We start from the raw sequence: 24,200 nt of genomic DNA, 5'->3' as shown, positions 1-24,200 counted from the left end.
GGCGCGGTACCATGGCGCGCAGGGGACCCGATTACACGACACCGGTAAGGCGCGTCCTGATCGCGCTTCTGACGCTTGTCCTGATCGGGCTGTTCCTGTTCTGGCGCATCGACAGCCCGCGCGCCGAGCGTGCCCGCACAGCCTTGATCGACCGGTTTGTCCCCAGTTTCGAATGGGCCCTGGTTCCGGTCACGAAAGCCAGCCAAATGATCGCAGGCTTTCAGTCCTATGCCCGGATCTACGAACAGAACCAGGAATTGCGGCGCGAACTGCAGAAGATGTCGGCCTGGAAAGAGGCTGCGGTCCAGCTTGAACAGGAAAACGCCAAGCTGTTGGCGCAGAACAATGTCCGCATCGATCCTGCGCTGACCTCGGTCTCGGGTGTGGTGCTGACCGACTCAGGCTCGGCCTTCCGTCAATCCGTGCTGCTGAACGTCGGTCGCCGCGACGGCATCGTGGATGGCTGGGCGACGATGGACGGGCTGGGACTTGTCGGGCGCATTTCGGGCGTCGGCGAAAGGACCAGCCGCGTGGTGCTGATGACCGACCCGACAAGCCGGATCCCGGTGTCGGTCCAGCCCTCGGGCCAGCACGCGTTGCTGACCGGTGACAACACCGCGCTGCCCGTGCTTGATTTCATCGAGACGCCGGACGATGTGCGGCCTGGCGACCGTGTGGTGACTTCGGGCGATGGCGGGGTGTTTCCAGGCGGGCTTCTGGTCGGACAGGCGGTGCAAAGCAGCGACGGCCGTATGCGGCTTCGCATGGCTGCGGATTACGGCCGACTGGAGTTTCTTCGTGTGTTGCGCTCTCACCCGGCCGAGACCCTGGCCGAGCAGGGGACCCTGATCCCGCCATCGGACGGGGCGCCGATCGGCAATGATGAACCGCAGGGTCCGCCCATCCCGCCGACCATTGCGGGTGGCGCCATCCCCGACCCCAGCGATCCTCCGGAGGGCGTCGCGGGTGACTGAACTGATCGCGCGTCGCATATGGATCGGCACGTTCGTCTTCGCAGGCCTGTTCTTCATGCTGCTTTTCATGCGGCTTCTGCCCCTGACGACCGGCTTCGTCGGTTGGCCGGGACCGGACCTGGGTCTGTGCCTGACCTTCGCCTGGCTCGTCCGTCGTCCCGATCACATCCCCGCTTTGCTGATCGCGGGCTTGTTCCTGATCGAGGACATCGCGCTTTATCGGCCGATCGGACTTTGGGCGGCAATTGTCCTTCTGGGAAGCGAGGCGGTCCGGGCGCGTGAGAGCCGTTGGCGCGAAGCACCATTTCTGGTTGAATGGCTACGAGTCTCGGTGCTGTTCGGCCTGATGATGCTGGGATATCGGTTCGTCGCCGCGATCATGCTGTTGCCGCTTGCGGCGCTTGGGCAGGTGATCCTGCAGTATCTGGCAACGATCCTGGCCTACCCGCTGGTCGTGCTGGGTGCGCGCTGGTTGGTCGGTCTATCGCGTCCCGCACCGGGACAGGCAGGTTTGGGAAGGTTCGGCGGATGAGGAAATCCCCGCGCGAGATATTGGAAAGCGCCCGGCTGGTTGGACGGCGCGGCTTGCTTCTGGGCGGAATCCAATTTGCGGTGGCTGCGACGCTGGCGCTGCGCATGCGGTCGATGCAGCTCGACCATGCCGACGAATACCGACTGCTCAGCGATGGCAATTCCATCAAGATCCGGCTTCTTCCGCCGGCACGTGGGCTGATCCACGACCGTGACGGAACAGTGATCGCCGGCAACGAGCAGAATTATCGTGTCACCCTGACCCGCGAAGAGGCCGGAGGCGATGTCGAGCCGGTCCTGCGTCGCCTGTCGCGGTTGATCCCGCTGGACGAAGCACGGATCGACGAATTGCTGGCGGAGTTCGAGAAGCGCAGCGCGATCACGCCGATCAGCATCGCCGACCGGCTGACCTGGGAGCAGTTCAGCGCAATCGCGGTCAACGCGCCGGCCTTGAACGGTGTGACCCCGGAATCGGGCTTGTCCCGGATCTATCCGCGTCGCGCCGATCTGGCGCATGTGATGGGGTATGTCGGCCCGGTCTCTGACTACGATCTGTCGAAGATCGAGGATCCTGATCCGGTCCTGATGCTGCCGGAATTCCAGCTAGGCAAGATCGGCGTCGAGGCCAAGCTGGAGGAGGCCCTGCGCGGCAAGGCCGGCGCAAGGCGTGTCGAGGTCAACAGCGCCGGTCGCGAGATGCGCGAACTGGGCCGCCAGGAAGGCGTTCAGGGCGCGACCGTTCAGCTTTCACTGGACGCGCGGCTTCAGAACTACGCCGCCCAGCGGCTCGGCAGCGAAAGCGGTGCGGCCGTCGTGATGGATGTCGCGACGGGAGAGCTGCACGCGATCTGCTCGTCGCCGTCGTTCGATCCGAACCTGTTCGTTCGCGGAATTTCCAGCGCCGATTACAAGGCGTTGACCGAACACGACCACCGGCCACTGGCCGACAAGACGGTGCAGGGCGTCTATCCGCCGGGCTCGACCTTCAAGATGGTGACGATGCTCGCGGGTCTCGACAGCGGTGTCATCAATGCCGGCTGGGGCGCCTATTGTCCCGGCTATACCGAGGTCGGCGGCCGCCGCTTCCACTGCTGGTCGCGGGGCGGCCATGGCCATGTCGGGCTGGTCGCGAGCCTCGAAAAAAGCTGCGACGTATTTTATTACGAGCTGGCGCAGAAGGTCGGCATCGACCGGATCGCCGCGATGGCGCGCAGGCTCGGGATTGGCGTGCGCCACGATTTGCCGATGTCCGCCGTCGCCGAGGGCATCGCGCCCGACAAGGCGTGGAAGCGCGCCCGGTACGATCAGGAATGGCAGGTGGGTGACAGCCTCAACGCGTCGATCGGGCAGGGCTACGTCCTGGCTTCGCCCCTGCAGCTTGCGGTCATGACCGCGCGCGTGGCCACGGGTCGCATGGTCGAACCCAAGCTGGTCCGCGCCATCGATGGCGTGCCGCAACTGGCCGGGGAGTTTCCCGATCTCGGGATCGACCCCGCGCATCTGCGGATCGCGCGCTTGGGCATGGATGCGGTGATGAACTCGAAAAGCGGGACGGCGGGACGCTCGCGCATCATCGCTGAAGAATGGCGCATGGCCGGCAAGACCGGCACCAGCCAGGTCCGCAACATCACCGCGGCCGAACGCGCCCGCGGGGTCATCCGCAACGAACAGCTGCCTTGGAACCGGCGCGACCACGCGCTTTTCGTCTGCTACGCGCCCTACGAGGCGCCGCGATACGCGGTGTCAGTCGTGGTCGAACATGGCGGTGGCGGTTCGGCCGTCGCCGCACCGATCGCGCGCGACATCCTGCTGTTCGCGCTTGCCGACGGACTGCCGCCCCTTGATGCCGTTCCGGGCGATCAACAGCAGGCGATGCAGGCCCGGCACGAAGCGATGCACCTGTTCGAGCCAGAGCCGCAATCACCCGCCCGCGGTCGCGCCTGAGGCGAGCCGATGTCCTATCTCGACTACAAGGTCGCCCACACGCCGACCGGCATCCGCAAGATCCTGTACCTCAACTGGCCGCTGGTTTTCCTGCTGATCGCGGTGGCCTGCACCGGCTTCCTGATGCTGTACTCGGTCGCGGGTGGCGATCTGGACACATGGGCTCGCCCGCAGATGGAGCGTTTCGTCGTCGGCCTGATCGCGATGATCGGTCTTGCCTTCGTCCCGATCTGGTTCTGGCGCGGCGTGTCGGTCTTTGCCTATGTTGCCTGCCTGACCCTGCTCGTCGCGGTCGAGTTCTTCGGCGATGTCGGCATGGGCGCGCAAAGATGGCTCGATCTGGGTCCGATCCGGCTGCAGCCGTCCGAGTTGATGAAGATCGCGCTGATCCTTCTGCTTGCCGGCTATTACGACTGGCTGGACCTGCGCCGGACGTCGCGGCCGCTGTGGGTGTTGATCCCGGTGATCATTATCCTGACCCCGACCTTTCTGGTGTTGACGCAGCCCGATCTTGGCACCGCGGTCATGCTCGTGGCCGGGGGCGGCATCGTCATGTTCGCGGCGGGTGTCAGCCTGTGGTATTTCGGCGCCGTGATCGGGATGGTCGTTGGCCTCGTCGCGACGGTTCTGGAAAGTCGTGGCAAGCCCTGGCAGCTGCTTCATGATTATCAGTTTCGCCGGATCGACACGTTTCTCGATCCGTCCAGCGATCCGCTTGGCGCGGGCTACAACATCACGCAAGCGCAGATCGCGCTTGGTTCCGGTGGTTGGTCGGGCAGGGGCTTCATGCAAGGCACGCAGTCGCGCCTGAACTTCCTGCCGGAAAAGCACACCGACTTCATCTTCACGACGCTGGCCGAAGAGTTCGGCTTCATCGGCGCGATCTCTCTGCTCTCGCTCTACACGCTGATCGTCGCCTTCTGCCTTTACTCGGCGCTGACCAACCGCGATCGCTTCGCGAGCCTTCTGACGATCGGGGTGGCCAGCACGTTCTTTCTTTATTTCGCGGTCAACATGGGGATGGTCATGGGTCTGATGCCGGTTGTGGGGGTCCCGCTGCCAATGGTCAGCTACGGGGGAACGCAGCTGATGATCCTGCTGATGGCCTTCGGCATGGTTCAGTCTGCGCATGTCCACAGGCCGCGCTGAGATGCGGGTCCTGTTCGCCGCCCCCGATCATCTGTGGGACGATTGGTCCAGCGCGATGGGGCAGGTCGCGCCCGAGGTCACGCTGGTCCGCGAGGGCGCCCCTGACAGCATCGACGCGATCCTGTTCGCGCCCGGCGGCGAGATCGAGGATCTTTCGCCCTACGTCAACGCGCGTCTGGTCCAGAGCATGTGGGCAGGGGTAGAGCGCATCGTCACCAACCCGACCCTGACCCAACCGCTGGCGCGGATGGTCGATCCCAGTCTGACGCAGAGCATGGCGGAATATTGCACCGGCTGGACCATGCGGGCGCATCTGGGAATGGACATCTATCGGCAGGATGGCACCTGGCGAAACGGGACGGTCCCGCCGCTCGCGTCGGACCGGCCGGTCACGATCCTCGGCCTGGGAGAGCTTGGCCGGGCTGTCGGACGGATGCTGTCGGGGATCGGCTTTTCGGTTCGTGGCGTCAGTCGGGCAGGGCGCGACGCGCCCGGCGTCGAAGGCATCGCGCTGGACAGACTGCACGATGCCCTGGCTTCGGCGCAGGTCCTGATCTCGCTGCTGCCTGACACGGAAGGAACGCGTAATCTGCTGAACGCACGCGCGCTCTCGTTGCTGCCGCGTGGCGCGTGGATCATCAACCCGGGGCGGGGAACGGTGATCGACCATGAAGCCCTGATTGCAGCGCTGGATGACGGCCATATCGGCCATGCCGTGCTGGACGTGTTTCGGACCGAGCCGCTGCCCGAGGATCATCCCTTCTGGTCACACCCGAAAGTCACGGTCACGCCGCATATCGCGGCCGAGACGCGGGCTGAAACGGCGGCTGTCATCGTGGCGGAAAATCTGCGGCGGGCCATGGCGGGGGAGCCGATCCACAACCTTGTCGATCGGCAGCGCGGCTATTGATCGTCTGACCCACGGTGTGTTCTCGGCGGCGGAGGAGCAGGCGTTTCCGCCGACGTAACGGGCAAGTTGCGCAACCGCTCGATCCGCTTCGCCATCCGTCGTGCGCGCTGTGCATGATAGGCGCGGATCACCGGGACGGTCAGATAGTGGGCAAGCATGCCCGCGGCGACGCCAAGGATCGTCCCGCCTATCGCATAGGGCAGCATCGTATGCCGGGCGAAGTCGCTCAGATGACCCCAATGCGCCTCTGCCGGTCCGAAGATCGCCTGGACATTGTGCCACAACTCGCCAAAGGCGCGCTCGAATTCACGAAAGATCTGACCGGGGCGGATGGCACCGTCGATCCCCAGCAACCAGTGGCCGAGCGTCAGCGAGCCGACGGCGATGAAGGGAATCGTTACCGGGTTGCCCACGAAGGTCGCCAGAAGCGCGGCAAGGATGTTGCCGCGGATCAGCCATGCGACGGCTGCGCCGCCTAGGAAATGAAATCCGAAGATCGGGGTGAAAGACACGAAGACACCGGCCGCAACCCCGCGTCCGATCCGGTGCGGTTGGTCGGGCAGGCGACTGACGCGGTGCCAGACATAGGCGCCCGCCCGCCGCCAGCCGCCGCGCGGATAGATCAGTTCGGTCGCGATCTGACCGTAGGATCTGGGCTTTCGCCTCTTGAAGACCATGTCTGTCCCGATCTGCCTCGCATCAGGAACGCGCGGGTCGGCGCGGGGTTTCGGCTGTCAGGGTTTCAGGTCGGGATCCCGGATGCGGAACACCTGCGCAACGTCGCTTTCAGCCTCCAACGCAGTCTGAAGCGTGTGCAGATGCTCGCGATCGCGCAGCGCGACCTCGATCCGAAGCCGATAGAAGTCCGGCTTGCGGTCCAGAAATTCCAGATCGAGGATGTTCGCGCCCTGCACGCCGATCAGCGTGCAGATCCGACCCAAGACGCCCGCGTCGTGACGGATCGTCAGGTTCAGGTTCAGCGAATAGGCCGCGGGATGGCGACCCTCGCGCCACTGCAGGTCGATCCAGCGATCGGGGCTGTCTTCGAAATCGGCAAGCGCGGGGCAGTCGATCGCATGGATGACCACGCCTTTGCCGCGATAGGTGATGCCAACAATCCGCTCGCCCGGCAGCGGGCTGCAGCACGGTGCGCGGGTGAACGACGTGTCGGCCTCCAGCCCGGCGATGGGGCGGCGATTGTCGACTTCATCCTGATGGTTGGCGAGTTCGGGGTATAGCAGCGCCAGCACTTCCTGCGCCGACAGTTCGGCGCTGCCGATGCGCGCCAGCAATTCATCGCTGTCAGCCAGCCGCATCTGCTTTGCTGCGGTGCGCAGCGCCTTGTCGGTCACGCGCCGCCCGACATGCTCGAAAGCCACCCGCGCCAGTTCCGCGCCAAGCTTGATGAAGCGACCGCGATCTTCCTCTCGCAAGCTGCGCCGGATCGCCGCCTTGGCGCGGCCGGTCACCACGATGTCGAGCCAGGTCGCCTGTGGCCTCTGTCCCGTCGCCGCGATGATCTCGACCGATTGACCGTTCTTCAGCCTTGTCCACAGCGGCACCCGGATCCCGTCCACCTTGGCGCCGACGCACGAATTGCCTAGCCGGGTGTGGATCGCGTAGGCGAAGTCGATCGGCGTGCCGCCGCGCGGAAGCTGGATCACATCGCCCTTGGGAGTAAAGCAGAAGACCTGGTCGGAATACATCTCGAGCTTCACATGCTCGAGGAATTCGTCGTGGTCTTCCTCGCCGAAGCGGTCGGTCAGGCTGTCGATCCATTCCGCCGGATCGACCGCGAACGGGTTCACCGTGCGAACGCCGTCGCGATAGGCCCAATGCGCAGCGACCCCGGCTTCGGCGACCTCGTGCATCTGACGCGTGCGGATCTGGACCTCGACCCGTTTGCCGTCACGGCCCGAGACTGTCGTGTGGATGGAACGATAGCCGTTCGACTTCGGCTGGCTGATATAATCCTTGAACCGCCCCGGCACCGCGCGCCAGCGCTGATGAACCGCCCCGAGCGCCCGGTAGCAATCGATGTCCGACCGGGTGATGATGCGGAAACCGTAGATGTCCGACAGCCGCGAGAATGCCAGCTGCTTTTCCTGCATCTTTCGCCAGACCGAGAAGGGCTTCTTCGCCCGGCCGAACACGTCAGCCTCGATATCCTGCTTTTCCAGCTCATGGCGTATGTCGCTGGTGATCTGGCTGATGACGTCGCCCGATTCCTTCTGCAGGCTGACGAAGCGGCGGATGATGGAATTGCGCGCTTCGGGGTTCAGGACCTTGAAGGCCAGATCCTCCAGTTCCTCGCGCATCCACTGCATACCCATGCGCCCGGCCAGCGGGGCATAGATGTCCATCGTCTCGCGCGCCTTCTGACCCTGCTTGTCCGGACGCATCGACTTGATCGTGCGCATGTTGTGCAGACGGTCGGCCAGCTTCACCAGGATCACGCGAAGATCGCGCGACATCGCCATGAAAAGCTTGCGGAAGTTTTCGGCCTGCTTGGATTGGGCGCCGGACAGCTGTAGATTGGTCAGCTTGGTGACGCCATCGACCAGATCGGCAATCTCGCGCCCGAACAGCTCCGACACCTCGGCCCAGGTGGAGCGCGTATCCTCGATCGTGTCGTGAAGCAGCGCGGTGACGATGGTGGCGTCGTCGAGCCGCATTTCGGTCAGGATTGCCGCGACCGCGACGGGATGCGAGAAATAGGGCTCGCCCGAGTGACGAAACTGCCCCTCATGCATCCGCATCCCGTACTCATAGGCGTCGCGGATCAGGTCGGCGTTGCTGCGCGGGTTGTAATTCCTGACAAGCGCAATCAGGTCCTGGACGTCGATCATGTGAAAGCGATGATCCCCCGTCCGGTCCTGCGCGTCAGTCCCGCTGATTGGCTTCCAGCATCATGCGCAGCATGCGCTCTTCCGATTCGTCGTCGACGGGTTTCGGACGGTCGACTTCAGCGCCCAGAAGAAGCGCCATCGCGTCCTCTTCCGGCTCGTCGACCTCGATCTGGGTCTGCGACGCTTCGATCATCCGCTCGCGCAGCTCGTCCACGGGCTGGGTCTCATCGGCGATCTCGCGCAGTGCGACGACCGGGTTCTTGTCCTTGTCACGATCGACGGTGATCGCGCTGCCCGCGGTGATCTCGCGCGCCCGGTGCGAGGCCAGCATGACCAGATCAAAGCGGTTCGGGACCTTGTCGACGCAATCTTCGACTGTAACGCGGGCCATGTCTCACCTCGGGCTTGGAATAGAATCGGGTCGGAAGTGCGGAATGGGGGTTGTGATGCCCAAGGCTTCGGATGTCAAGGCCGGTCAACTGCCGCCACCCTGCGCATTCCCAGCAAGGCGTCCTTGGGTAAGGCTGTCAACATCTGGGCGACCGTCAGACCTGTCCGCGGATGGCTCCAATCAGGGGCGATCTCGGCAAGAGGTGCCAGAACGAAGCCACGGTCTTGCAGCCTGGGATGTGGCAGGATCAGCGTCTGCGGCGCGGCCTGGGCCTGACGCGCGGGCGGCAGGGCGCGCCAGTGATCGTGCGTCGCTTCGTCGGGCAGGACGGCGTCTCCGATGGCGATCAGGTCCAGATCCAGCGGCCGAGACTGCCAGCGCGCGGCGTCCTTGGGCCGCAAGCGACCAAGCGCAGCCTCGATCCGATGCAGACAGTCCAGTAGGGCCTCTGGCGGCAACGACGTGCCGACTAGGGCGGCCGCGTTGCAGTAATCCGGGCCTGACCCGGCGGGGTGCGCCGGTGTCGTCCAGAAGCTGCTGACAGCGTGGATTGATAAATGGTCCTCGGCATGCAACATCCGCAGCGCGACCCGAAGGGTGACGTCAGGATGGCCCGCCTGTTCGGACGGCAGGTTCGATCCTAGAGCGATGAGCGCGTGTTGCGGCCCGTTCACGTCATCCAACCCTTCCGGCTGCCCGAATGCCAGCGCGCCTCACGCGACCCATTCGGAGAGGCAACGCATCTTACTGAAGGTTCAAGAAATGTTTTACAAGGACGACAGGCTGGCGCTGTTTATCGACGGGTCGAACTTGTACGCCGCCACCAAGGCGCTTGGTTTCGATATCGACTACCGTCTGCTTCGGCAGGAATTCGAACGGCGCGGCAAGCTGCTTCGCGCCTATTACTATACTGCGCTGTTGGAAAACGACGACTACTCGCCCCTTCGGCCGCTTGTGGATTGGCTGCAATACAATGGGTACTCGCTGGTGACGAAGCCCGCGAAAGAGTTCACGGATCCGATGGGTCGCCGCAAGATCAAGGGCAACATGGATATCGAACTTTGCGTCGATGCGATGGAGTTGGCCGACCGCATGGATCATGCGGTGCTGTTTTCCGGCGACGGCGATTTCCGGCCTCTGGTCGAGGCGCTGCAACGCCGTGGGGTCAAGGTTTCGGTGGTCTCCACGGTGAAAAGCCAGCCGCCGATGATCTCGGACGACCTGCGCCGTCAGGCTGACAATTTCATCGAATTGGACGCCCTGCGAGAGGTGATCGGGCGTCCGCCGCGGGACCATCAGCCGGTCGCGACGTGAAGTCGATCGAACTGGTATCACCTCGTCGACAAGGGCTCACCGTCCGGCCGGGAAAGTCGCTTGACGGCCCTCGGCCCGGCGGCTAATCAGCCCCCCACGCTGGATGCGTCCGGCGGGCGACGAGCTGCAAGGTGCGGCAGCGGACTGTAACTCCGCCGGGGAGACCCATGCCTGGTTCGATTCCAGGGTCGCCCACCACTTTCCCCGAATTCGGTATTTCGACAGTCCGCTTTGACGGGCCTGCCGCGATTGACCCCGCCGACGATTTCGGGCTGACTCCGCCTGGTCGGTGACCGAACCCGACAAGACTGCGCTGAAAGGTCGCCCCCATCGCACCTGTCGCCATCACTGACGCTGTTGCCAAGCCGTTCAACATCCTCGCCGTCGCGCAATCGGGACGGCTGGAGCATCAGGCCATCATCCTGACGGCAAGCCTGCGACAGCAGGCACCGCATTGGCGCGGACGCCTGATCCTTGCCGAGCCGTTGCCCGACGGCGCATGGGCCGGGCAGGATACGCGCATATCCGGTCCGGTGCGCGATCTGCTGTCCGAACTCGGTGCCGAGATTCAACCCTTCACCGCGCGTCATTTCGGCGGGAACTATCCCTACGGCAACAAGATCGAGGCGCTGTCGCTTTTGCCGGCGGGCGAGCCGTTCCTTTTTCTAGACACCGACACGCTGATCCTCGGGCCCTTGGAAAGGCTGGCAGGATCTCTGGACCGTCCGTCCGCCTCCATGCGACGCGAGGGGACTTGGCCCGAGCCGCCGCTCTACGGTCCGGGCCGTTCTGAAATCTGGGCGTCGCTCTATGAGCGCTTCGGTCTCGATTTCGACAGTTCGCTGGATCGCCGCTATTCCGAGGATGACTGGCGACGATATCTCTATTTCAATGCGGGTTGGTTTGCCGGACCGGACCCTGCGGTATTCGGCGCCCGCTTTCTCGACTGGGCCTTGGCGGTTCGCCGGGAACCCGGCGACGCGCTGGCGTGTCAAAGCCTGGATCCATGGCTTGATCAGGTCGTGCTGCCGCTGGTCATCCATTCGCTTGGCGGCGGCAGGCCCGGCATGGACCTTGCCGGCCTCGACGGAGATCTGACCTGCCATTACCGGAACCTGCCCCTGCTCTATGCGCGCGAGAGCGATGCAGCGATCGAGGTTCTGGAGAATGCGGTCGCCCCGAACAGGATCAAGAAGGTCCTGCGCGACTGGCAGCCTGCAAAACGTCTGATTTACCAGGGCAAGGGGCGTGACAAAGTGCGCCCGCTTTTTCCCGATCGTGAGGCATCGACGCCCGAAAAGCCGATCCGCAAACGTCTGCGCGCGGAAGGCTGGTGGATGCCCTAGGCGGCGGGCAACCCCAGCCGTATCGGTCCCTTTGCCGTCCGTGCATCGACCGGCTCGCCGCCCTGCGTGACGGTGATCTCGCCCTGATCACACAATTCTGCCGCGGCTGCGCGCACGTCGTCCATCAACGGGCGCCAATCCTTGGCCAGCGCCCGCGCAATTTCGCTGGGGCAGCAGGTCGTGCCGGCTCGCAACGCTGCGACCCGGTCGAGGATCGCCTGCCGCAGCGTCGCGCTGTCGGTCACGCGTCTGAAAGCGCCTTGTCGCACCGGGCGCAGACGCCCGGATGCGAATGAGTGCCGACGTCAGGCAGGATTTTCCAGCAGCGCTGGCACTTTTCGCCCTCGGCCTCCTCGAAGACCACGCCGATCCCAGGGGCATCCGCCATCCGAAACGCCTCGGACGGGGCCGGATCGCCTGTCAGAACGATGTCCGAGACGATGCACAGATCGGCGAAATCGACGCTGCGCAGTGCAGCCAGTGTGTCGGCATCCTCGGCGTGGACGACGGGCGCGGCTTCAAGGCTGGCGCCGATGGTCTTGTCTGTCCGCTTCACCTCAAGTGCGGCAGTCACCACGCGACGGGCGCGACGGATGCGATCCCACTTTGCAACAAGCGGCTCGTTCAGCCAGTCGGCCGGCGTGACGGGGAAATCGTGCAGATGAACGCTGTCATCTTCAGATGGGAAGCGAGACAGCCAGACGTCCTCCATCGTGAAGGGCAGGATCGGCGCAAGCCATGTGACCAGTCTGTGGAACAGCAGGTCCAGCAAGGTGCGCGCGCTGCGGCGACGCAGGCTGTCGGGCGCATCGCAATAGAGCGCGTCCTTGCGGATGTCGAAATAGAAGGCCGACAGGTCCACCGTGGCAAACTGGAACAGCGTCTGGAAAACGCCCTGGAAGTCGTAGGCGTCGTAACCCTGCCGCACCCGATGGTCGAGCTGCGCGAGGCGGTGCAGCACCCATTGCTCCAGCTCGGGCATGTCCTCGGGGGCGACCCGTTCAGCGTCCGAGAACCCGGCGAGGTTGCCCAGCATGAAGCGCAGCGTATTGCGCAGCCGGCGGTAACCGTCGGCGGTGCCTTTCAGGATCTCGGGCCCGATGCGCAGGTCGGCGGTGTAGTCGGACTGCGCCACCCACAGACGCAGGATATCGGCGCCGTACTGATCGATGACCTGCTGCGGCGCGACGGTGTTGCCGAGCGACTTGGACATCTTCATGCCCTTTTCGTCCAGCGTGAAGCCATGGGTCAGCACACCACGGTAAGGCGCGCGGCCCTTGGTCGCGCTGGCCTGCAGAAGTGAGGAGTGGAACCAGCCGCGATGCTGGTCCGTGCCTTCCAGATACAGGTCCGCGATGCCGTCCGGCGCGCCGTCCTTGCGGTCGCGGATCACGAAGGCATGGGTCGAGCCGCTGTCGAACCACACGTCCAGAACGTCCATGACCTGATCATAGTCGTCCGGGTTCACGATCCCGTCCAGCATCTCGGCCTTGAAGCCGGGGCGATACCAGGCGTCCGCGCCGTCAGCCTCGAAGGCTGCGGTGATCCGGTCATTGACGCGGCTGTCGCGCAGCAGGAAATCCTCGGCGTCGGGCTTCACCCCCTTCTTGACGAAGGCGGTCAGCGGCACGCCCCAAGCGCGCTGACGCGACAGAACCCAATCGGGGCGGTTCTCGATCATCGAGTGGATTCGGTTGCGTCCCGTCTTAGGCGTCCAGCGCACCAGCTTGTCGATCGAGGTCAGCGCGCGGGCACGGATGGTCTGGCCGTATTCGTTCATCCCGTCGCCCAACGGCTTATCGATCGCCGCGAACCATTGCGCGGTGTTGCGATAGATCAGCGGCGCCTTCGAGCGCCAGGAATGGGGGTAGGAGTGCTTGATCTTGCCCTTGGCCAGCAGGGCCCCGGCCCAGGCGAGGTTCTTGATGACGCTGACATTGGCCGGGCCGTCCTTGCCATCGGCCTGGATGATCGCCTCGCCGCCGAAGATCGGCAGGTCGGGGCGATAGCTACCATCCGGCTCGACATTGTAGGTCATCTTCAGCCCGTGCTTCAGGCCAAGCTGATAGTCGTCGTCCCCGTGGCTGGGGGCTGTGTGGACAAAGCCCGTGCCGGCCTCGTCGGTGACGTGATCGCCGGGCAGCATGGGAACGTCGTAATCCCATTCACCGTTTGCACCGTCGACGCCGCGGAACGGGTGGGCGAGGGTCAGGGCGCCCAACTCTTCCGCGCTCACATCGCGCAGACGCTCGAACTCTTCGACCTTCGCGGCCTGCATGACGCTTTCGGCCAGCGGATCTGCCAGGACGATCGTCTCGTCCTGCTGTGCCGTCGAGTTTTCGGATGCCGAGGTGACACGATAAAGGCCGTAGCTGATGCCAGGATTGAAGGCGACCGCGCGGTTCTGCGGGATGGTCCAGGGCGTGGTGGTCCAGATCACCACCGACGCTCCGTCCAGCGCCCCGTCCACCGGCCTGAACCGCACCCAGATCGTGTGGCTGGTATGGTCGTGATACTCGACTTCGGCTTCGGCCAGGGCCGTCTTTTCGACCGGCGACCACATTACAGGTTTACTGCCCTGATACAGCGCACCGTTCATCACAAGCTTCATGAACTCGGCCGCGATCACCGCCTCGGCGTGGTAGTCCATCGTCAGGTAGGGATCGTCCCACTTGCCGGTGATGCCGAGGCGCTTGAATTCGGCCCGCTGCACGTCGATCCATTCGTCGGCGAAGCGGCGGCATTCCTGCCGGAACTCGACGACATCGACCGCGTCCTTGTCCAGGCCCTTCTGGCGGTATTGTTCCTCGATCTTCCATTCGATCGGCAGACCATGGCAGTCCCACCCGGGCACGTAGCGCGCGTCGCGACCCATCATCTGCTGGGAGCGAACGACCATGTCCTTCAGCACCTTGTTAAGGGCGTGGCCGATGTGCAGATGGCCGTTCGCATAGGGCGGACCGTCATGCAGGATGAAGGGCGTGCGGTCGCCGACGGTCTCGCGCAGGCGGTCGTAGATGCCGATCCGCTCCCAGCGGGCCAGCCAGTCGGGTTCGCGTGCGGGAAGGCCGGCGCGCATCGGAAAATCGGTTTCGGGCAGAAAGACGGTGCTGCGATAGTCGGGCTGGTCGCTCATCGGCGGGATCCTTGGCTTAATCGGGAGAAGACGCGCGTGACCCGGCGGCGAGCGACAGGCTCAGGCCGCCGGGCGACTAATTCGCGCGATGTGGATCGTCCCGAGCATCGGGCCGCTTATAGAAAGCGCGCCCAGACTGTTCAAGCAGCGAGGTTCAAGCGTGCGGTGGATGGGCAGGGGCTAGCCCGCGGCACGTCGCAGCAGACGCTGCCGCGCAGCCGGAATCGCGCCGATCTCCAATCCCGTGAAGACGTGGAGCGTGTCCAGATCACGGTCCACCACCGCGTGATCGGATACCCATCCCCCCATGACCAGATAGCTGCGAAGCAGGGGCGGCATCGCGGCCAGTGCGGCCCGCGGATCGGCCCGGCGCCGCGCCAGCACACGGGCAAAGCGGAACACCTGGGGCGCCTTCACCCGTGGCAGCCAGCGGCGCGGCGCGATATGCCTTTCGCGCAGTATCGCCAGCGCCTCGGCATGCGCGTCGGGATCGGCGCCGAGGAAGCTGGAGCAGCCGAACAGCATCCGCACTCCGTTCGCATCGACGAACCGCGTGAGTTCTGCCCAGGCAAGCCGCAGGATGTCGGGATCGCGCCATCCGGGGTGGATGCAGAAGCGTCCAAGCTCCACCATCGGTCCGTCGAAATCGGCAAGCGGCGACAGATCGTAGTGCCGCGCGGAATAGCTGCGCGCGATCTCGGACCCGTCGCGAAGGTGAAGGAAACGGAAGCAGCAGACCAACTGACCGCTGCCGGCCTCCTCGATCAGCATGTGCGTGCAGAGCGGGTCCAGATCGTCGCTGTCGACCATGTCGGGATCGTCGGCAGGTCTGTGACGTGCCATGAAGCACAGCCAGCGCAATCTTTGCGCGGTGCGCAGGTCCTCTGCCGTCGCGGCGACGTGCAAGTGATAGCGGCTGCGGCGTTGTGCAAGCATCGCGTCGTCCCCGCCCGATCGGGCCTTGCTTGTTCCAGGCCAGTCTACACCTATCTTTGTAACCAAGCTGTAAAACATTTGCAGGAGCAGGCGATGGCCGCGAAGATCCAGAAATCCGACGCCGAATGGCGCGAACAACTGTCTCCCGAAGAATATCGGGTCACCCGCCAGGCGGGGACCGAGCGCCCGTTTTCACATGAGGGTTTCCCGGACGGGCCGGGACATTACGAGTGTGTCTGTTGCGGCGCGCGGCTGTTTGACGGCGACCAGAAATTTGAAAGCCATTGCGGATGGCCCAGCTTCAGCAAGGCCGGCGGCGAGATCGAAGAAATCCAGGACCGCAGCCACGGAATGATCCGGACCGAAGTGCGCTGTGAGAATTGCGACGCGCATCTGGGCCACGTCTTCCCGGACGGCCCGCCGCCGACCGGGTTGCGTTATTGCATCAACGGCGTGGCGCTGCGCTTCGTACCGGACTGAACAGACCGGGCCGGCGGGGCATAGGGCTGGTCCGCGATTTCGATCGCACGACCGGTCCGTGCTGAGTCCTGCGCGGCCATGCCCATCGCGACGGCCCACCAGCCGTCGCGCACGGGGACCTCGACCGGTCCGTCACCCGCCATGGCGCGGGCAAAACGCTGATGCTGCCAGAAGGTCGAGCCATTGTGGTCGCCGGCCGCCAACAATGTCGGATCGACCGGAATTTTCAGCACATGCGGCCCTTTCGGTGTGCGGGGGCTGGCGATCACCTGTGCGACCGGTGGAGCACCCAGATGGTCGGGCCAGAAGCGCGTCGGACCGGGTACGAAGGCCTCTATCAGCCCATCGGGCCCGGTTGCCGCAACCTGCTCTTGATAACGCGCACCTTCGGCGAACATGCACAATTCCAGCATCGCGCGACCGCCGCGGGCGAAATCCACGATGACATAGCCACTGTCCCAGACATCAGGCTGGCGACCGTCGACGCGTTCGTCCTTGTGGTTCACCGCCTGTCCGGCAGAGGCCATGACCCGCACCGGATCATCCTGCAAAATTAACCGCATCAGGTCGAAGAAATGGCAGCATTTTTCGACCATTGTGCCGCCCGACCGCGCGTTGAAGCGGTTCCAGCCACCGACCTTGTGCAAAAACGGAAAGCGATGCTCGCGGATCGACAGCATCCGAACGCCGCCGGTGACGCTGTCAGCGGTGGATACCAGCCGCGCGATCGGTGGCATGTAGCGGTATTCCATCGCCACCCAAACAGGCGCGGGGTAGGTGGCCAGCGCCGCCAGACGGTCGGTGGACCCCGGATCGGTGAACAGCGGCTTTTCAACCATCAGCGGCAGGGGACGCGTGGCGGCGATCTGTTCGATCTGCGACAGATGCAGATCATTCGGACTGGCGATCAGCACGGCATCGACGGGCTGATCCAGCAGCGCGGTCACGCTGTCGCAGCACCGCGCGTCCGGGGCCAGCGCCATCGCGGCCGCGGCCATCGCCGCATCCGGCTCGACGATCGCAAGCACCTGCGCGTCGGGCAGCAGGGCGAGGTTGCGGATATGCTCCTGCCCCATCATCCCCGCGCCGATGATCCCCCACCGCATCAGCCCAGCCTCGCCACATAGCGTGCAACGGCCGGGTCGAACCAGTTGCGAGAGATTTCGGCGACGGTGCCATCTGCCGTCTGGCTCAACCGCTGGACCTGCGGCAACGGTGTGCCGGGTGGATGGGGGAAGGTGTCGGGCGTCCAGTTTGGAAGGGGTTCCTGACCGATCCGGTCCTCGGCCCGGGTGATGTGCAGGCCCAGGTGCTGGCGATAGTGCAGGTACAACGATTCCGAAAGCGACTCGCGATCCATCCGCGCCGCGTAGGAGGCGCAGAGCCAGATTTCCTCGACGGAGGCCGGCTGGCCCGACAGGCGACGCAGTCGCCGGATGCGATGCGCCTGATCGCCGCTGCCGAAGGTCGGCAGATCGGCAGGCTTGGGCTCGCGCGAGACCGAGATCACCTCTGCCGTCGGAAGCCCGCCGCCAGACACATGTTCAAGCCGGAACAGCGCATAGATCCCCTGCGGTTGCGCGCTCGCCTGAATGTAGTTGCCCGATCCCTGCCGCCGCGCCAGCAGCCCGCGCGTCTCCAGTTCGGACAACGCCTTTCGCAGTGTGCCCACCGCGACGTTCAGCCCGGCCGCCATTTCGCGTTCAGGCGGCAGCCGCTGGCCATCGACCAGCCGTCCCGCCGCGATGTCACGGCCCAGGGTCTCGGCGATGCGCAGATAGGTCGGAAGGGGGGCTGTCTGGGGCATGGCTCATCGCAATTGATGCACCATTGATCTATCACTTCGCCGATGCTACGCAAGTCCCGATTTCATGGAGGAGCGCGTATGAGCATCGTCCCCGTCACGTCCGAAGACCTTCCCAGCAGCGAAGTGTCGTGGTTCGCGGCGCTTTGTTCCGACGATTATCGCCTGCTTGGCGTTCCCGACGACGATCTGCGGTCCAGTTGGGAGCATTGCAGCGAGATCGTGAAGCGATCCGAAGCGCTTGGTTTTCGAAACATCCTGTGCCCGTCCTCCTATCAGGTCGGGCAGGATACGCTTAGCTTCGTGGCGGGCTGCGCACCGATCACGGACCAGATCAATCTGCTGGCCGCGATCCGGATGGGCGAGATGCAACCGATCATGCTGGCCCGGACGGTCGCCACCCTGGATCACATGCTGAAGGGGCGGCTGACGCTGAACGTCATCTCCAGCGATTTCGCCGGTCAGAAGGAAGACAGCGCGCTGCGCTATCGCCGCAGCCACGAGGTCGTTCAGATCCTGCGGCAAGCCTGGACCCGCGACACGATCGATCACGACGGTGAAATCTACCAGTTCAAGGGCGTGCCCACCGATCCCGCCAAACCCTACCAGCAGAACGGCGGACCGCTTTTGTACTTCGGCGGCTATTCCCCGGACGCGCTCGAACTCTGCGGTGCGCAATGTGATGTCTATCTGATGTGGCCCGAACCCAAGAAGCAGCTTGCCGAGCGCATGCGCGCTGTCCATTCCCGCGCCGAGGCGCATGGTCGGACGCTGGATTACGGGCTTCGCGTCCACATGATCGTGCGCGAGACCGAAGCCGAGGCCCGCGAATACGCCGAGCACCTCGTCAGCCGGCTGGATGACGAATACGGCCGGTTGATCCGCGAACGCGCGCACGATTCGACCAGCCTCGGCGTCAGTCACCAGGCCCGGGCGCGCGAACTGGCCGACCAGTTCGGCTATGTCGAGCGGCATCTGTGGACTGGCATCGGCCGCGCACGGTCGGGCTGCGGTGCGGCTTTGGTCGGGTCGGTGGACCAGATCCTGTCCGAGATCGAGGAGTACCGCCGGATGGGCATCCGGTCCTTCATCTTCTCGGGCTACCCGCATCTAGACGAGGCCGAGCATTTCGGCCGTCTCGTCCTGCCGCATCTGGAAACCTGCTCGCTTCCGCACGAATATGGCCGTGTTCCGGCCCAAACGCCGGCGACGCCACTCGGGAACGGAGAACGCAGGTGACTGACATGGAACGCGTCGAGATCGCCGACGATCTGAGCTTCAGCCGGATCGTCTACGGCATGTGGCGCCTGGCGGACGATCCGGACATCTCGACTGGTCATGTCCGGGCCAAGGTCGAGGCCTGTCTGGATCAGGGCATCACCACGCTGGATCAGGCCGATATCTATGGCGGCTACGAAGGCGAGGCCCTGCTGGGCGCCGCCTTTCGCGAAGCGCCGGGACTGCGCGACCGGGTCGAGCTGGTCACAAAATGTGACATCGTGGCACCGATGGGCCGCCACGGTGCGGCACGGGTCAAGTATTACGACACCACGCCCGGCCATATCCGCGCCTCGGTCGAACAATCCCTCAAGGACCTGACGACCGACCGGATCGACGTGCTGCTGCTGCACCGCCCCGACCCGATGATGGATGCCGACGAGACCGGCCCGGTGCTGGACGCCCTTGTCGAGGCGGGCAAGGTCCGCGCCATCGGGGTGTCGAACTTCCGTCCGTGGGACGTCGAGCTTTTGCAGAGCCGGATGGATCAGCCGCTGGTGACGAACCAGATCGAGCTGAGCCTGGCCGCGCATGAGCCTTTTACCAACGGCGATGTCACCACCATGCAGCGTGACCGCACGCCGATCATGGCCTGGTCGCCGCTGGGCGGCGGCTCGCTGTTTGCGGCGTCCGACCCCGCCCTGACCGCCGAACTGAAGACGCTCGCCGAACGCGAGGGCACTGACATGGCCGCCATTGCGGTGGCGTGGCTGCTGGCCCACCCGGCGACGATCCTGCCGGTGATGGGGACAAACAACCTCGACCGCATCGCGAGGCTATCGGACGCGCTGCGCGTCAAGCTGGACCGGCAGGATTGGTTCGTGCTGTATCAGGCGGCATTGGGGCGCGAGGTCGCCTAGAGGCGCAAGCCATCCGCGCCGAACCAATGCTCATCCGCCGGGTCGTGGACCAGTGAAAGGTTCTCGCCGCGCGTTGGCGTGAGCTGCCCCGGAAGCAGCGCAAGGATCGGCTGATCCTTGTCCGTCCGCGCGTGGATCAGCGTCTCGGCGCCGAGATTTTCGGCCATGTCGACCGTCACCGCCAATCCGCCGTCTGCCAATCGCAGATGCTGCGGGCGGACACCCATGACACGGCCGTCCTCGGCTTCGATGAAGTTCATCCGCGGCGCGCCGATGAAACCCGCCACAAACCTGTTCGCGGGCTTGTTGAAGAGGTTCAGCGGCGTGTCGACCTGTTCCACCACCCCCGCGCGCAGGACCACGATCCGGTCGGCCATCGTCATCGCCTCGATCTGGTCGTGGGTGACGTAGATCATCGTCTTGCCCAGCCGTCCGTGCAGCGCGGCCAGTTCGGCGCGCATCGTTCCGCGCAACTCGGCGTCGAGGTTCGACAAGGGCTCGTCCAGCAGAAAGGCCGTCGGTTCGCGAACGATGGCGCGGCCGATGGCGACGCGCTGGCGCTGGCCGCCGGATAGCTGGCCGGGGCGGCGATCCAGAAGCGGGCCGATCTCCAGCATCCGGGCCGCTTCCTCGATCCGGCTTGCGATCTCGGCCTTGGGCATGCGGGTGTTTTCCAGACCGAAGGCCATGTTCTGACGCACCGACATATGCGGGTAGAGTGCATAGGACTGGAAGACCATCGCCAGCCCCCGGTCGGCGGCTGACACCCGCGTGACGTCCTTGCCGTCGATGAGGATGTGGCCCGATGTCGGCTGATCGAGGCCGGAGATCAGCCGCAGCAGCGTCGATTTGCCGCAGCCCGATGGGCCGACGAAGACGACCAGTTCGCCCTCGGGGATGTCCAGCGACACGTCGCGGATCACCTCGACCGCGCCGAAGCTTTTCACGATGTTTTCTAGCGTGATGGCGCCCATTATTTCAGTCCCGTTCCGGCGATCCCAGCGGTGATGAAGCGTTGCAGAAAGACGAAGACCAACACGACGGGGATCATCGCGACCACGGTCATCGCCAGGATGAAGTGCCATTGCACGTTCAGCTCGCCCGCATAGGAATTGAGGCCGATCTGCAGCGTGTAAAGCTCGCGCCGCGACAGCACCACCAGCGGCCACAGAAAGTCGTTCCAGCGCCACACGACGGAAAAGATCGCGAGCACCGCAAGCGCCGGTGCGGCCAGCGGCAGGACGATCCGCCAATAGATCTGCCATTCGCTCGCATGATCCATCCGCGCGGCTTCAAGCAATTCGTCGGGGATGGTCAGCATGTACTGCCGCAGCAGGAACACGCCCGTCGGCGTCGCAACCGTGGGCAGGATCACGCCCCAGAGGTTGTTGATCAGTCCGACCGCAGAGACCACGGAATAGAGAGGCACCAGAATCACCGACAGCGGCACCATCAGCGTCGCGACGATCAGCAGCATCACGGCGTTGCGTCCGCGAAATTCGTATTTCGACAGGGCAAAGGCCGCCATAGAGTTCGTCAGTAGCGTGATGATCGTCGCCATAACAGTGACATAGACCGAATTCCTGAGAAACAGCACGAAGTCGAATTGCAGGAATGGCTGGGTATAATTCTCGGTCGCAAAATCCATCTGCCGGACCGGTGTCCGGTCGTTGATGTTGATCTTCAGCGGCTCTGCATCCGGTTGATCCGGCGGCACCATCTGCGCGACGATGCCGACGCGGCGCAGTTCTGCCATGGTAACAGTGATGCCATCCTCCAGCGTCACCTCGAACAACGGCTTTGCCTGATCGCCGAGCATCGTCGTTTCCTGCGCGTAGGGCAGGATCGTCGGCGGGAATTCGGCCAACCCGGCAGGTGTCTTGAAGCTGGACAGAACCAGCCAGACCGCGGGGCCGAACATCAGGATCGTGCCCCCGATCAGCCAGACCCAGGTGGCGATGTCGGTCCAGTGCCAACCGTGCCCGTCCCCGGTGGCACCCCGCCTGCGGGTGAGGAAGCGGATCATTTCGCGCCACTCCGCCGCGAGAGATACAATTGCAGCAGCGTGAGCACGATCAGCACGCAGGCCATCAGGATCGATGCCGCGGCGGCCAGCCCGGGATTGCGCAGCAGGTTCGCGAACCCGACCTCATAGATATATTGCGTCATGAACATGGTGGACGTGCCCGGACCGCCGCCGGTCAGCACATAGGCCTCGTCGAAGATCTGCACCGCGCGGATCAGCGACAGCACGATGACGACCAGCAGGTTCGGCATCAGCAGGGGCAGGGTGATGCGCCAGAAGACGCGGAACGGACGCGTGCCATCCATTTCGGCCGCCTCGTAGAGGTCGCGCGGGATCGCCTGCAATCCGGCGAGCAGGATCAAAGTGTAGAACCCCATATGGGCCCAGACCGAAACGCCGACGGCAGCGACGAAGGCCCACAGCCGGTCTGTCAGCCAGTTGACGGGTTCCAGCCCCAACTCGACCATGAACAGGTTCGCAAGGCCCTGTCGTTGCAGGATCCACTTCCAGATCAGCCCGACGACGACCGGCGACAGCAGCACCGGGAAGAAGAACACGGCGCGCCAGAACCCCTTGCCGGGCAATGCGCGGTTCAGGATCAGCGCGGTGATCAGCGCGGCCAGCGTCATCACCGCGACCTGGAAGAACACGAAGCGCGCCGTGTTGCTGACCGCGATCCAGAACATGTCGTCGCGGCAGGAGTTCGGGTCGAGGTAGTTTCCGCAATCGAGCAGCCGGGCATAATGGTCGGCACCGACCTGCGGGCGGTCGGAAAGGAAAAACTCGGTTCCGCCGGTCGTCGAGTAAAGAAGATTGATGACCAGCGGCACCAGAACGAAGATGCCGAAGATCGCCATGTTGGGCAGCAGGAACAGCGCGATCATGCCGCGCTGCCCGGTCAGGCGCTGCCAGGCGGACAGCGGAACATCCGTCGCCCGCGCAAGCCACCGCAGGGGGGCGGTGACGACCGCCCCCGCCGAGGTGGCGGGTCTCATTTCGTCTGGTCCGCCGCAGCGACCTGTTCGGCGATATCGCTGTCGATGCGTGCGAAGATGTCTTCGACCGCCATTTCGCCCGCCATCGCCTGGCTGATGCGGTTGACCATGCCGCCATAGACCGCATTGGCGTAACGCCAGGCGGGCATTGCGTTCGCTTCGGGCATGATCGTGCCGGTGAAGCCGACAAATGCTTCCAGCGCGGCCTTGGCGCTTGGGTCTTCCGTCTGGAAGTTCAGGCCGCCTGCCTCGACCACGCCCTTGTGGGCGGGCAGGAACAGAGTGCGTTCCGAGAATTCCTTGACGATGTCTTCACGCGCGAGGAAGTCCATCACCTTGCCGACATCCTCGGGGTTCTGCGTGTACTTGATCCCGACCAGCGCCGCGCCACCCGGCAGGCCCGTGCAGCCCGCGTCGCCGCAGGGAGAGCCAATGGCGACCCAGTCGAAAGCATCGCCGATCTTGGTCGACAGGTTCGCGATCTGCCAGCTGCCCGAATAGTACAGCGGAATGTTGGCGTTGATGAACTCGTCTGCGCCGGGGATGTAGGTCGTGCCCGCCGCGCTGACCCAGACGTCGCGCAGGTTCTTGCCCTCGTCCGTCCATTGCACGAGCTGAGTGATGAACGCCTTGGCCGCATCGTCCAGCGGTGCGGGCTTGCCGTCCTCGCCGACCAGATTGGCCCCGTAGGAGATCATCGGTCCGGTGATCCGGTGCCCAGATCGGTCGATCGAGAAGGCGCCGGCAGTCTGCTGGCTTTCCTGGACCTGCGTTGCGGCCTCGACCCATTCCTCCCAGGTCGCGCCTTCACCGGGCATGGCGACGCCTGCCTGTTCGAACAGGGTCGCGTTGGCGAAGCCGCCGGTCAGGGTCAGCTGGGTCATGAAGCCCGGGATGATGTCACTGTCGTCAGGACGCATCCAGTCGAACTGGTCGCCGAAATTCGTGCGCCAGTATTCGGGGTCCTCGACATAGTCGGTGAGATCCAGCCAGTGTTCAGCCTGTTCCTTGAGGTTGGTGACACGCGCGATGTCTGGGCCTTCGCCTGACGCGAGCTGGATCGGCAACTGCTCCATGATCACCTGGTAGGCGACGTTGTCGAGCGTCACATTGATGTCGGGGTTCTCCTCCATGAAGCGGTTCAGCAGGTCCTGCATCACCTCGCCCTCGATCCCGTCGGAATACCACATCATGCGGACCTCGCCCGCCTGCGCGCCCGCGCCCAGCAGCGCCAGCACTGATGCGGTGGCGAGCATCCTTGCCCTGTTCATCATTAA

At 64.5% G+C, this 24,200-nt stretch carries 23 protein-coding genes and 1 tRNA gene; 11 read left to right on the top strand and 13 right to left on the bottom strand.

The features are described 5' to 3' along the window. The first annotated feature begins 11 nt into the window (after positions 1–11). From mreC to MLD63_RS06570, 5 genes are read left to right on the top strand one after another with little or no spacing between them, the layout of a single operon-like run. Complete coding sequence (gene mreC, locus MLD63_RS06590; protein ID WP_255329082.1) at positions 12–974, top strand: rod shape-determining protein MreC; 963 nt, start codon at positions 12–14, stop codon at positions 972–974. Beyond that, entirely contained in the window at positions 967–1,506 is a 540-nt protein-coding gene (locus tag MLD63_RS06585; protein WP_255329081.1) for a rod shape-determining protein MreD, read from the top strand. Before mreC ends, MLD63_RS06585 begins: the two co-directional genes overlap by 8 nt. Next, the gene (gene mrdA / locus MLD63_RS06580; RefSeq protein WP_255329080.1) at positions 1,503–3,449 is read left to right on the top strand and encodes a penicillin-binding protein 2; all 1,947 of its coding nucleotides are present in this window, start codon (positions 1,503–1,505) and stop codon (positions 3,447–3,449) included. Before MLD63_RS06585 ends, mrdA begins: the two co-directional genes overlap by 4 nt. Before the next feature lie 9 nt (positions 3,450–3,458). Next, the gene (gene rodA, locus MLD63_RS06575) at positions 3,459–4,598 is read left to right on the top strand and encodes a rod shape-determining protein RodA (RefSeq protein WP_255329079.1); all 1,140 of its coding nucleotides are present in this window, start codon (positions 3,459–3,461) and stop codon (positions 4,596–4,598) included. Continuing rightward, positions 4,579–5,508, top strand: a complete 930-nt coding sequence (locus tag MLD63_RS06570; RefSeq protein WP_255329078.1) for a 2-hydroxyacid dehydrogenase — start codon at positions 4,579–4,581, stop codon at positions 5,506–5,508. Before rodA ends, MLD63_RS06570 begins: the two co-directional genes overlap by 20 nt. Here the strand turns inward: MLD63_RS06570 and MLD63_RS06565 are convergent. The 4 genes from MLD63_RS06565 to folK form a co-directional block, all read right to left on the bottom strand. Beyond that, the gene (locus MLD63_RS06565; protein WP_255329077.1) at positions 5,502–6,185 is read right to left on the bottom strand and encodes a DUF2062 domain-containing protein; all 684 of its coding nucleotides are present in this window, start codon (positions 6,183–6,185) and stop codon (positions 5,502–5,504) included. The two genes, MLD63_RS06570 and MLD63_RS06565, sit on opposite strands and share 7 nt — an antisense overlap. A 57-nt stretch (positions 6,186–6,242) precedes the next feature. Then, on the bottom strand, positions 6,243–8,357 hold the full coding sequence (locus MLD63_RS06560; RefSeq protein WP_255329076.1) for a RelA/SpoT family protein: 2,115 nt from the start codon (positions 8,355–8,357) through the stop codon (positions 6,243–6,245). 34 nt (positions 8,358–8,391) lie between these two features. Next, complete coding sequence (rpoZ, locus tag MLD63_RS06555) at positions 8,392–8,748, bottom strand: DNA-directed RNA polymerase subunit omega (protein ID WP_255329075.1); 357 nt, start codon at positions 8,746–8,748, stop codon at positions 8,392–8,394. Between the two features lie 74 nt (positions 8,749–8,822). Next, positions 8,823–9,422: a 2-amino-4-hydroxy-6-hydroxymethyldihydropteridine diphosphokinase gene (gene folK, locus MLD63_RS06550; RefSeq protein WP_255329074.1), complete on the bottom strand. Its 600-nt coding sequence runs from the start codon at positions 9,420–9,422 to the stop codon at positions 8,823–8,825. A gap of 88 nt (positions 9,423–9,510) precedes the next feature. On the opposite strand from folK, the gene MLD63_RS06545 reads away from it, so the two are divergent. From MLD63_RS06545 to MLD63_RS06535, 3 genes are all read left to right on the top strand, one after another. Beyond that, the gene (locus tag MLD63_RS06545) at positions 9,511–10,062 is read left to right on the top strand and encodes a LabA-like NYN domain-containing protein (protein WP_255329073.1); all 552 of its coding nucleotides are present in this window, start codon (positions 9,511–9,513) and stop codon (positions 10,060–10,062) included. A gap of 114 nt (positions 10,063–10,176) precedes the next feature. Then, a tRNA-Tyr gene (locus MLD63_RS06540) sits at positions 10,177–10,260 on the top strand. A gap of 131 nt (positions 10,261–10,391) precedes the next feature. After that, on the top strand, positions 10,392–11,408 hold the full coding sequence (locus MLD63_RS06535) for a GT-B fold glycosyltransferase domain-containing protein (RefSeq protein WP_507185069.1): 1,017 nt from the start codon (positions 10,392–10,394) through the stop codon (positions 11,406–11,408). Here the strand turns inward: MLD63_RS06535 and MLD63_RS06530 are convergent. The 3 genes from MLD63_RS06530 to MLD63_RS06520 all read right to left on the bottom strand — a co-directional run bounded on the left by MLD63_RS06530 (position 11,405) and on the right by MLD63_RS06520 (position 15,480). Next, a complete protein-coding gene (locus tag MLD63_RS06530) occupies positions 11,405–11,653 on the bottom strand; it encodes a DUF3253 domain-containing protein (protein WP_255329072.1) in 249 nt (82 codons plus the stop codon). The two genes, MLD63_RS06535 and MLD63_RS06530, sit on opposite strands and share 4 nt — an antisense overlap. Next, positions 11,650–14,544: an isoleucine--tRNA ligase gene (ileS, locus tag MLD63_RS06525; protein ID WP_255329071.1), complete on the bottom strand. Its 2,895-nt coding sequence runs from the start codon at positions 14,542–14,544 to the stop codon at positions 11,650–11,652. Before ileS ends, MLD63_RS06530 begins: the two co-directional genes overlap by 4 nt. 180 nt (positions 14,545–14,724) lie before the next feature. Beyond that, positions 14,725–15,480 carry a GNAT family N-acetyltransferase gene (locus MLD63_RS06520; RefSeq protein ID WP_255329070.1) on the bottom strand — a complete coding sequence of 252 codons (756 nt, stop codon included), beginning with the start codon at positions 15,478–15,480 and terminating at the stop codon, positions 14,725–14,727. Between the two features lie 93 nt (positions 15,481–15,573). On the opposite strand from MLD63_RS06520, the gene msrB reads away from it, so the two are divergent. Then, on the top strand, positions 15,574–15,960 hold the full coding sequence (gene msrB, locus MLD63_RS06515; RefSeq protein ID WP_255329069.1) for a peptide-methionine (R)-S-oxide reductase MsrB: 387 nt from the start codon (positions 15,574–15,576) through the stop codon (positions 15,958–15,960). On the opposite strand, the gene MLD63_RS06510 is transcribed toward msrB, so the two are convergent. Both MLD63_RS06510 and MLD63_RS06505 read right to left on the bottom strand, forming a co-directional pair. Beyond that, positions 15,918–17,066: a Gfo/Idh/MocA family protein gene (locus MLD63_RS06510; protein ID WP_255329068.1), complete on the bottom strand. Its 1,149-nt coding sequence runs from the start codon at positions 17,064–17,066 to the stop codon at positions 15,918–15,920. The two genes, msrB and MLD63_RS06510, sit on opposite strands and share 43 nt — an antisense overlap. Then, a complete protein-coding gene (locus MLD63_RS06505; RefSeq protein WP_255329067.1) occupies positions 17,066–17,767 on the bottom strand; it encodes a GntR family transcriptional regulator in 702 nt (233 codons plus the stop codon). Before MLD63_RS06505 ends, MLD63_RS06510 begins: the two co-directional genes overlap by 1 nt. 78 nt (positions 17,768–17,845) lie before the next feature. Here MLD63_RS06505 and MLD63_RS06500 point away from each other — a divergent pair, with 78 nt between their 5' ends. Both MLD63_RS06500 and MLD63_RS06495 read left to right on the top strand, forming a co-directional pair. Then, entirely contained in the window at positions 17,846–19,003 is a 1,158-nt protein-coding gene (locus MLD63_RS06500; protein WP_255329066.1) for an LLM class flavin-dependent oxidoreductase, read from the top strand. 5 nt (positions 19,004–19,008) lie between these two features. Beyond that, on the top strand, positions 19,009–19,902 hold the full coding sequence (locus MLD63_RS06495) for an aldo/keto reductase (protein WP_255329523.1): 894 nt from the start codon (positions 19,009–19,011) through the stop codon (positions 19,900–19,902). Here the strand turns inward: MLD63_RS06495 and MLD63_RS06490 are convergent. Genes MLD63_RS06490 through MLD63_RS06475 form a run of 4 tightly spaced genes read right to left on the bottom strand, consistent with a single transcriptional unit; the run spans position 19,899 to position 24,197 of the window. Beyond that, a complete protein-coding gene (locus MLD63_RS06490; RefSeq protein WP_255329065.1) occupies positions 19,899–20,876 on the bottom strand; it encodes an ABC transporter ATP-binding protein in 978 nt (325 codons plus the stop codon). The two genes, MLD63_RS06495 and MLD63_RS06490, sit on opposite strands and share 4 nt — an antisense overlap. Next, entirely contained in the window at positions 20,876–21,928 is a 1,053-nt protein-coding gene (locus MLD63_RS06485; protein ID WP_255329064.1) for a carbohydrate ABC transporter permease, read from the bottom strand. The genes MLD63_RS06490 and MLD63_RS06485 overlap by 1 nt, the downstream gene beginning before the upstream one ends. Then, positions 21,925–22,923, bottom strand: a complete 999-nt coding sequence (locus MLD63_RS06480; RefSeq protein ID WP_255329063.1) for a carbohydrate ABC transporter permease — start codon at positions 22,921–22,923, stop codon at positions 21,925–21,927. The genes MLD63_RS06485 and MLD63_RS06480 overlap by 4 nt, the downstream gene beginning before the upstream one ends. After that, complete coding sequence (locus MLD63_RS06475) at positions 22,920–24,197, bottom strand: ABC transporter substrate-binding protein (protein WP_255329062.1); 1,278 nt, start codon at positions 24,195–24,197, stop codon at positions 22,920–22,922. Before MLD63_RS06475 ends, MLD63_RS06480 begins: the two co-directional genes overlap by 4 nt. Positions 24,198–24,200 lie beyond the last annotated feature (3 nt).

It is taken from the genome of Paracoccus albicereus (genome assembly GCF_024359525.1).
Lineage (GTDB): Bacteria > Pseudomonadota > Alphaproteobacteria > Rhodobacterales > Rhodobacteraceae > Paracoccus > Paracoccus albicereus.
This window is presented reverse-complemented; position numbering and strand designations above follow the sequence as displayed.

Bases quoted from the DNA above. Each gene is read 5' to 3' on its own strand.
- mrdA (WP_255329080.1), top strand. From the start codon at position 1,503: ATGAGGAAATCCCCGCGCGAGATATTGGAAAGCGCCCGGCTGGTTGGA.
- rodA (WP_255329079.1), top strand. From the start codon at position 3,459: ATGTCCTATCTCGACTACAAGGTCGCCCACACGCCGACCGGCATCCGC.
- msrB (WP_255329069.1), top strand. From the start codon at position 15,574: ATGGCCGCGAAGATCCAGAAATCCGACGCCGAATGGCGCGAACAACTG.
- MLD63_RS06495 (WP_255329523.1), top strand. From the start codon at position 19,009: ATGGAACGCGTCGAGATCGCCGACGATCTGAGCTTCAGCCGGATCGTC.
- mreC (WP_255329082.1), top strand. From the start codon at position 12: ATGGCGCGCAGGGGACCCGATTACACGACACCGGTAAGGCGCGTCCTG.
- MLD63_RS06565 (WP_255329077.1), bottom strand. From the start codon at position 6,185: ATGGTCTTCAAGAGGCGAAAGCCCAGATCCTACGGTCAGATCGCGACC.
- ileS (WP_255329071.1), bottom strand. From the start codon at position 14,544: ATGAGCGACCAGCCCGACTATCGCAGCACCGTCTTTCTGCCCGAAACC.
- MLD63_RS06545 (WP_255329073.1), top strand. From the start codon at position 9,511: ATGTTTTACAAGGACGACAGGCTGGCGCTGTTTATCGACGGGTCGAAC.
- rpoZ (WP_255329075.1), bottom strand. From the start codon at position 8,748: ATGGCCCGCGTTACAGTCGAAGATTGCGTCGACAAGGTCCCGAACCGC.
- MLD63_RS06570 (WP_255329078.1), top strand. From the start codon at position 4,579: ATGTCCACAGGCCGCGCTGAGATGCGGGTCCTGTTCGCCGCCCCCGAT.
- MLD63_RS06505 (WP_255329067.1), bottom strand. From the start codon at position 17,767: ATGCCCCAGACAGCCCCCCTTCCGACCTATCTGCGCATCGCCGAGACC.
- MLD63_RS06475 (WP_255329062.1), bottom strand. From the start codon at position 24,197: ATGATGAACAGGGCAAGGATGCTCGCCACCGCATCAGTGCTGGCGCTG.
- MLD63_RS06500 (WP_255329066.1), top strand. From the start codon at position 17,846: ATGAGCATCGTCCCCGTCACGTCCGAAGACCTTCCCAGCAGCGAAGTG.
- MLD63_RS06490 (WP_255329065.1), bottom strand. From the start codon at position 20,876: ATGGGCGCCATCACGCTAGAAAACATCGTGAAAAGCTTCGGCGCGGTC.
- MLD63_RS06560 (WP_255329076.1), bottom strand. From the start codon at position 8,357: ATGATCGACGTCCAGGACCTGATTGCGCTTGTCAGGAATTACAACCCG.
- MLD63_RS06480 (WP_255329063.1), bottom strand. From the start codon at position 22,923: ATGAGACCCGCCACCTCGGCGGGGGCGGTCGTCACCGCCCCCCTGCGG.
- MLD63_RS06485 (WP_255329064.1), bottom strand. From the start codon at position 21,928: ATGATCCGCTTCCTCACCCGCAGGCGGGGTGCCACCGGGGACGGGCAC.
- MLD63_RS06520 (WP_255329070.1), bottom strand. From the start codon at position 15,480: ATGCTTGCACAACGCCGCAGCCGCTATCACTTGCACGTCGCCGCGACG.
- MLD63_RS06510 (WP_255329068.1), bottom strand. From the start codon at position 17,066: ATGCGGTGGGGGATCATCGGCGCGGGGATGATGGGGCAGGAGCATATC.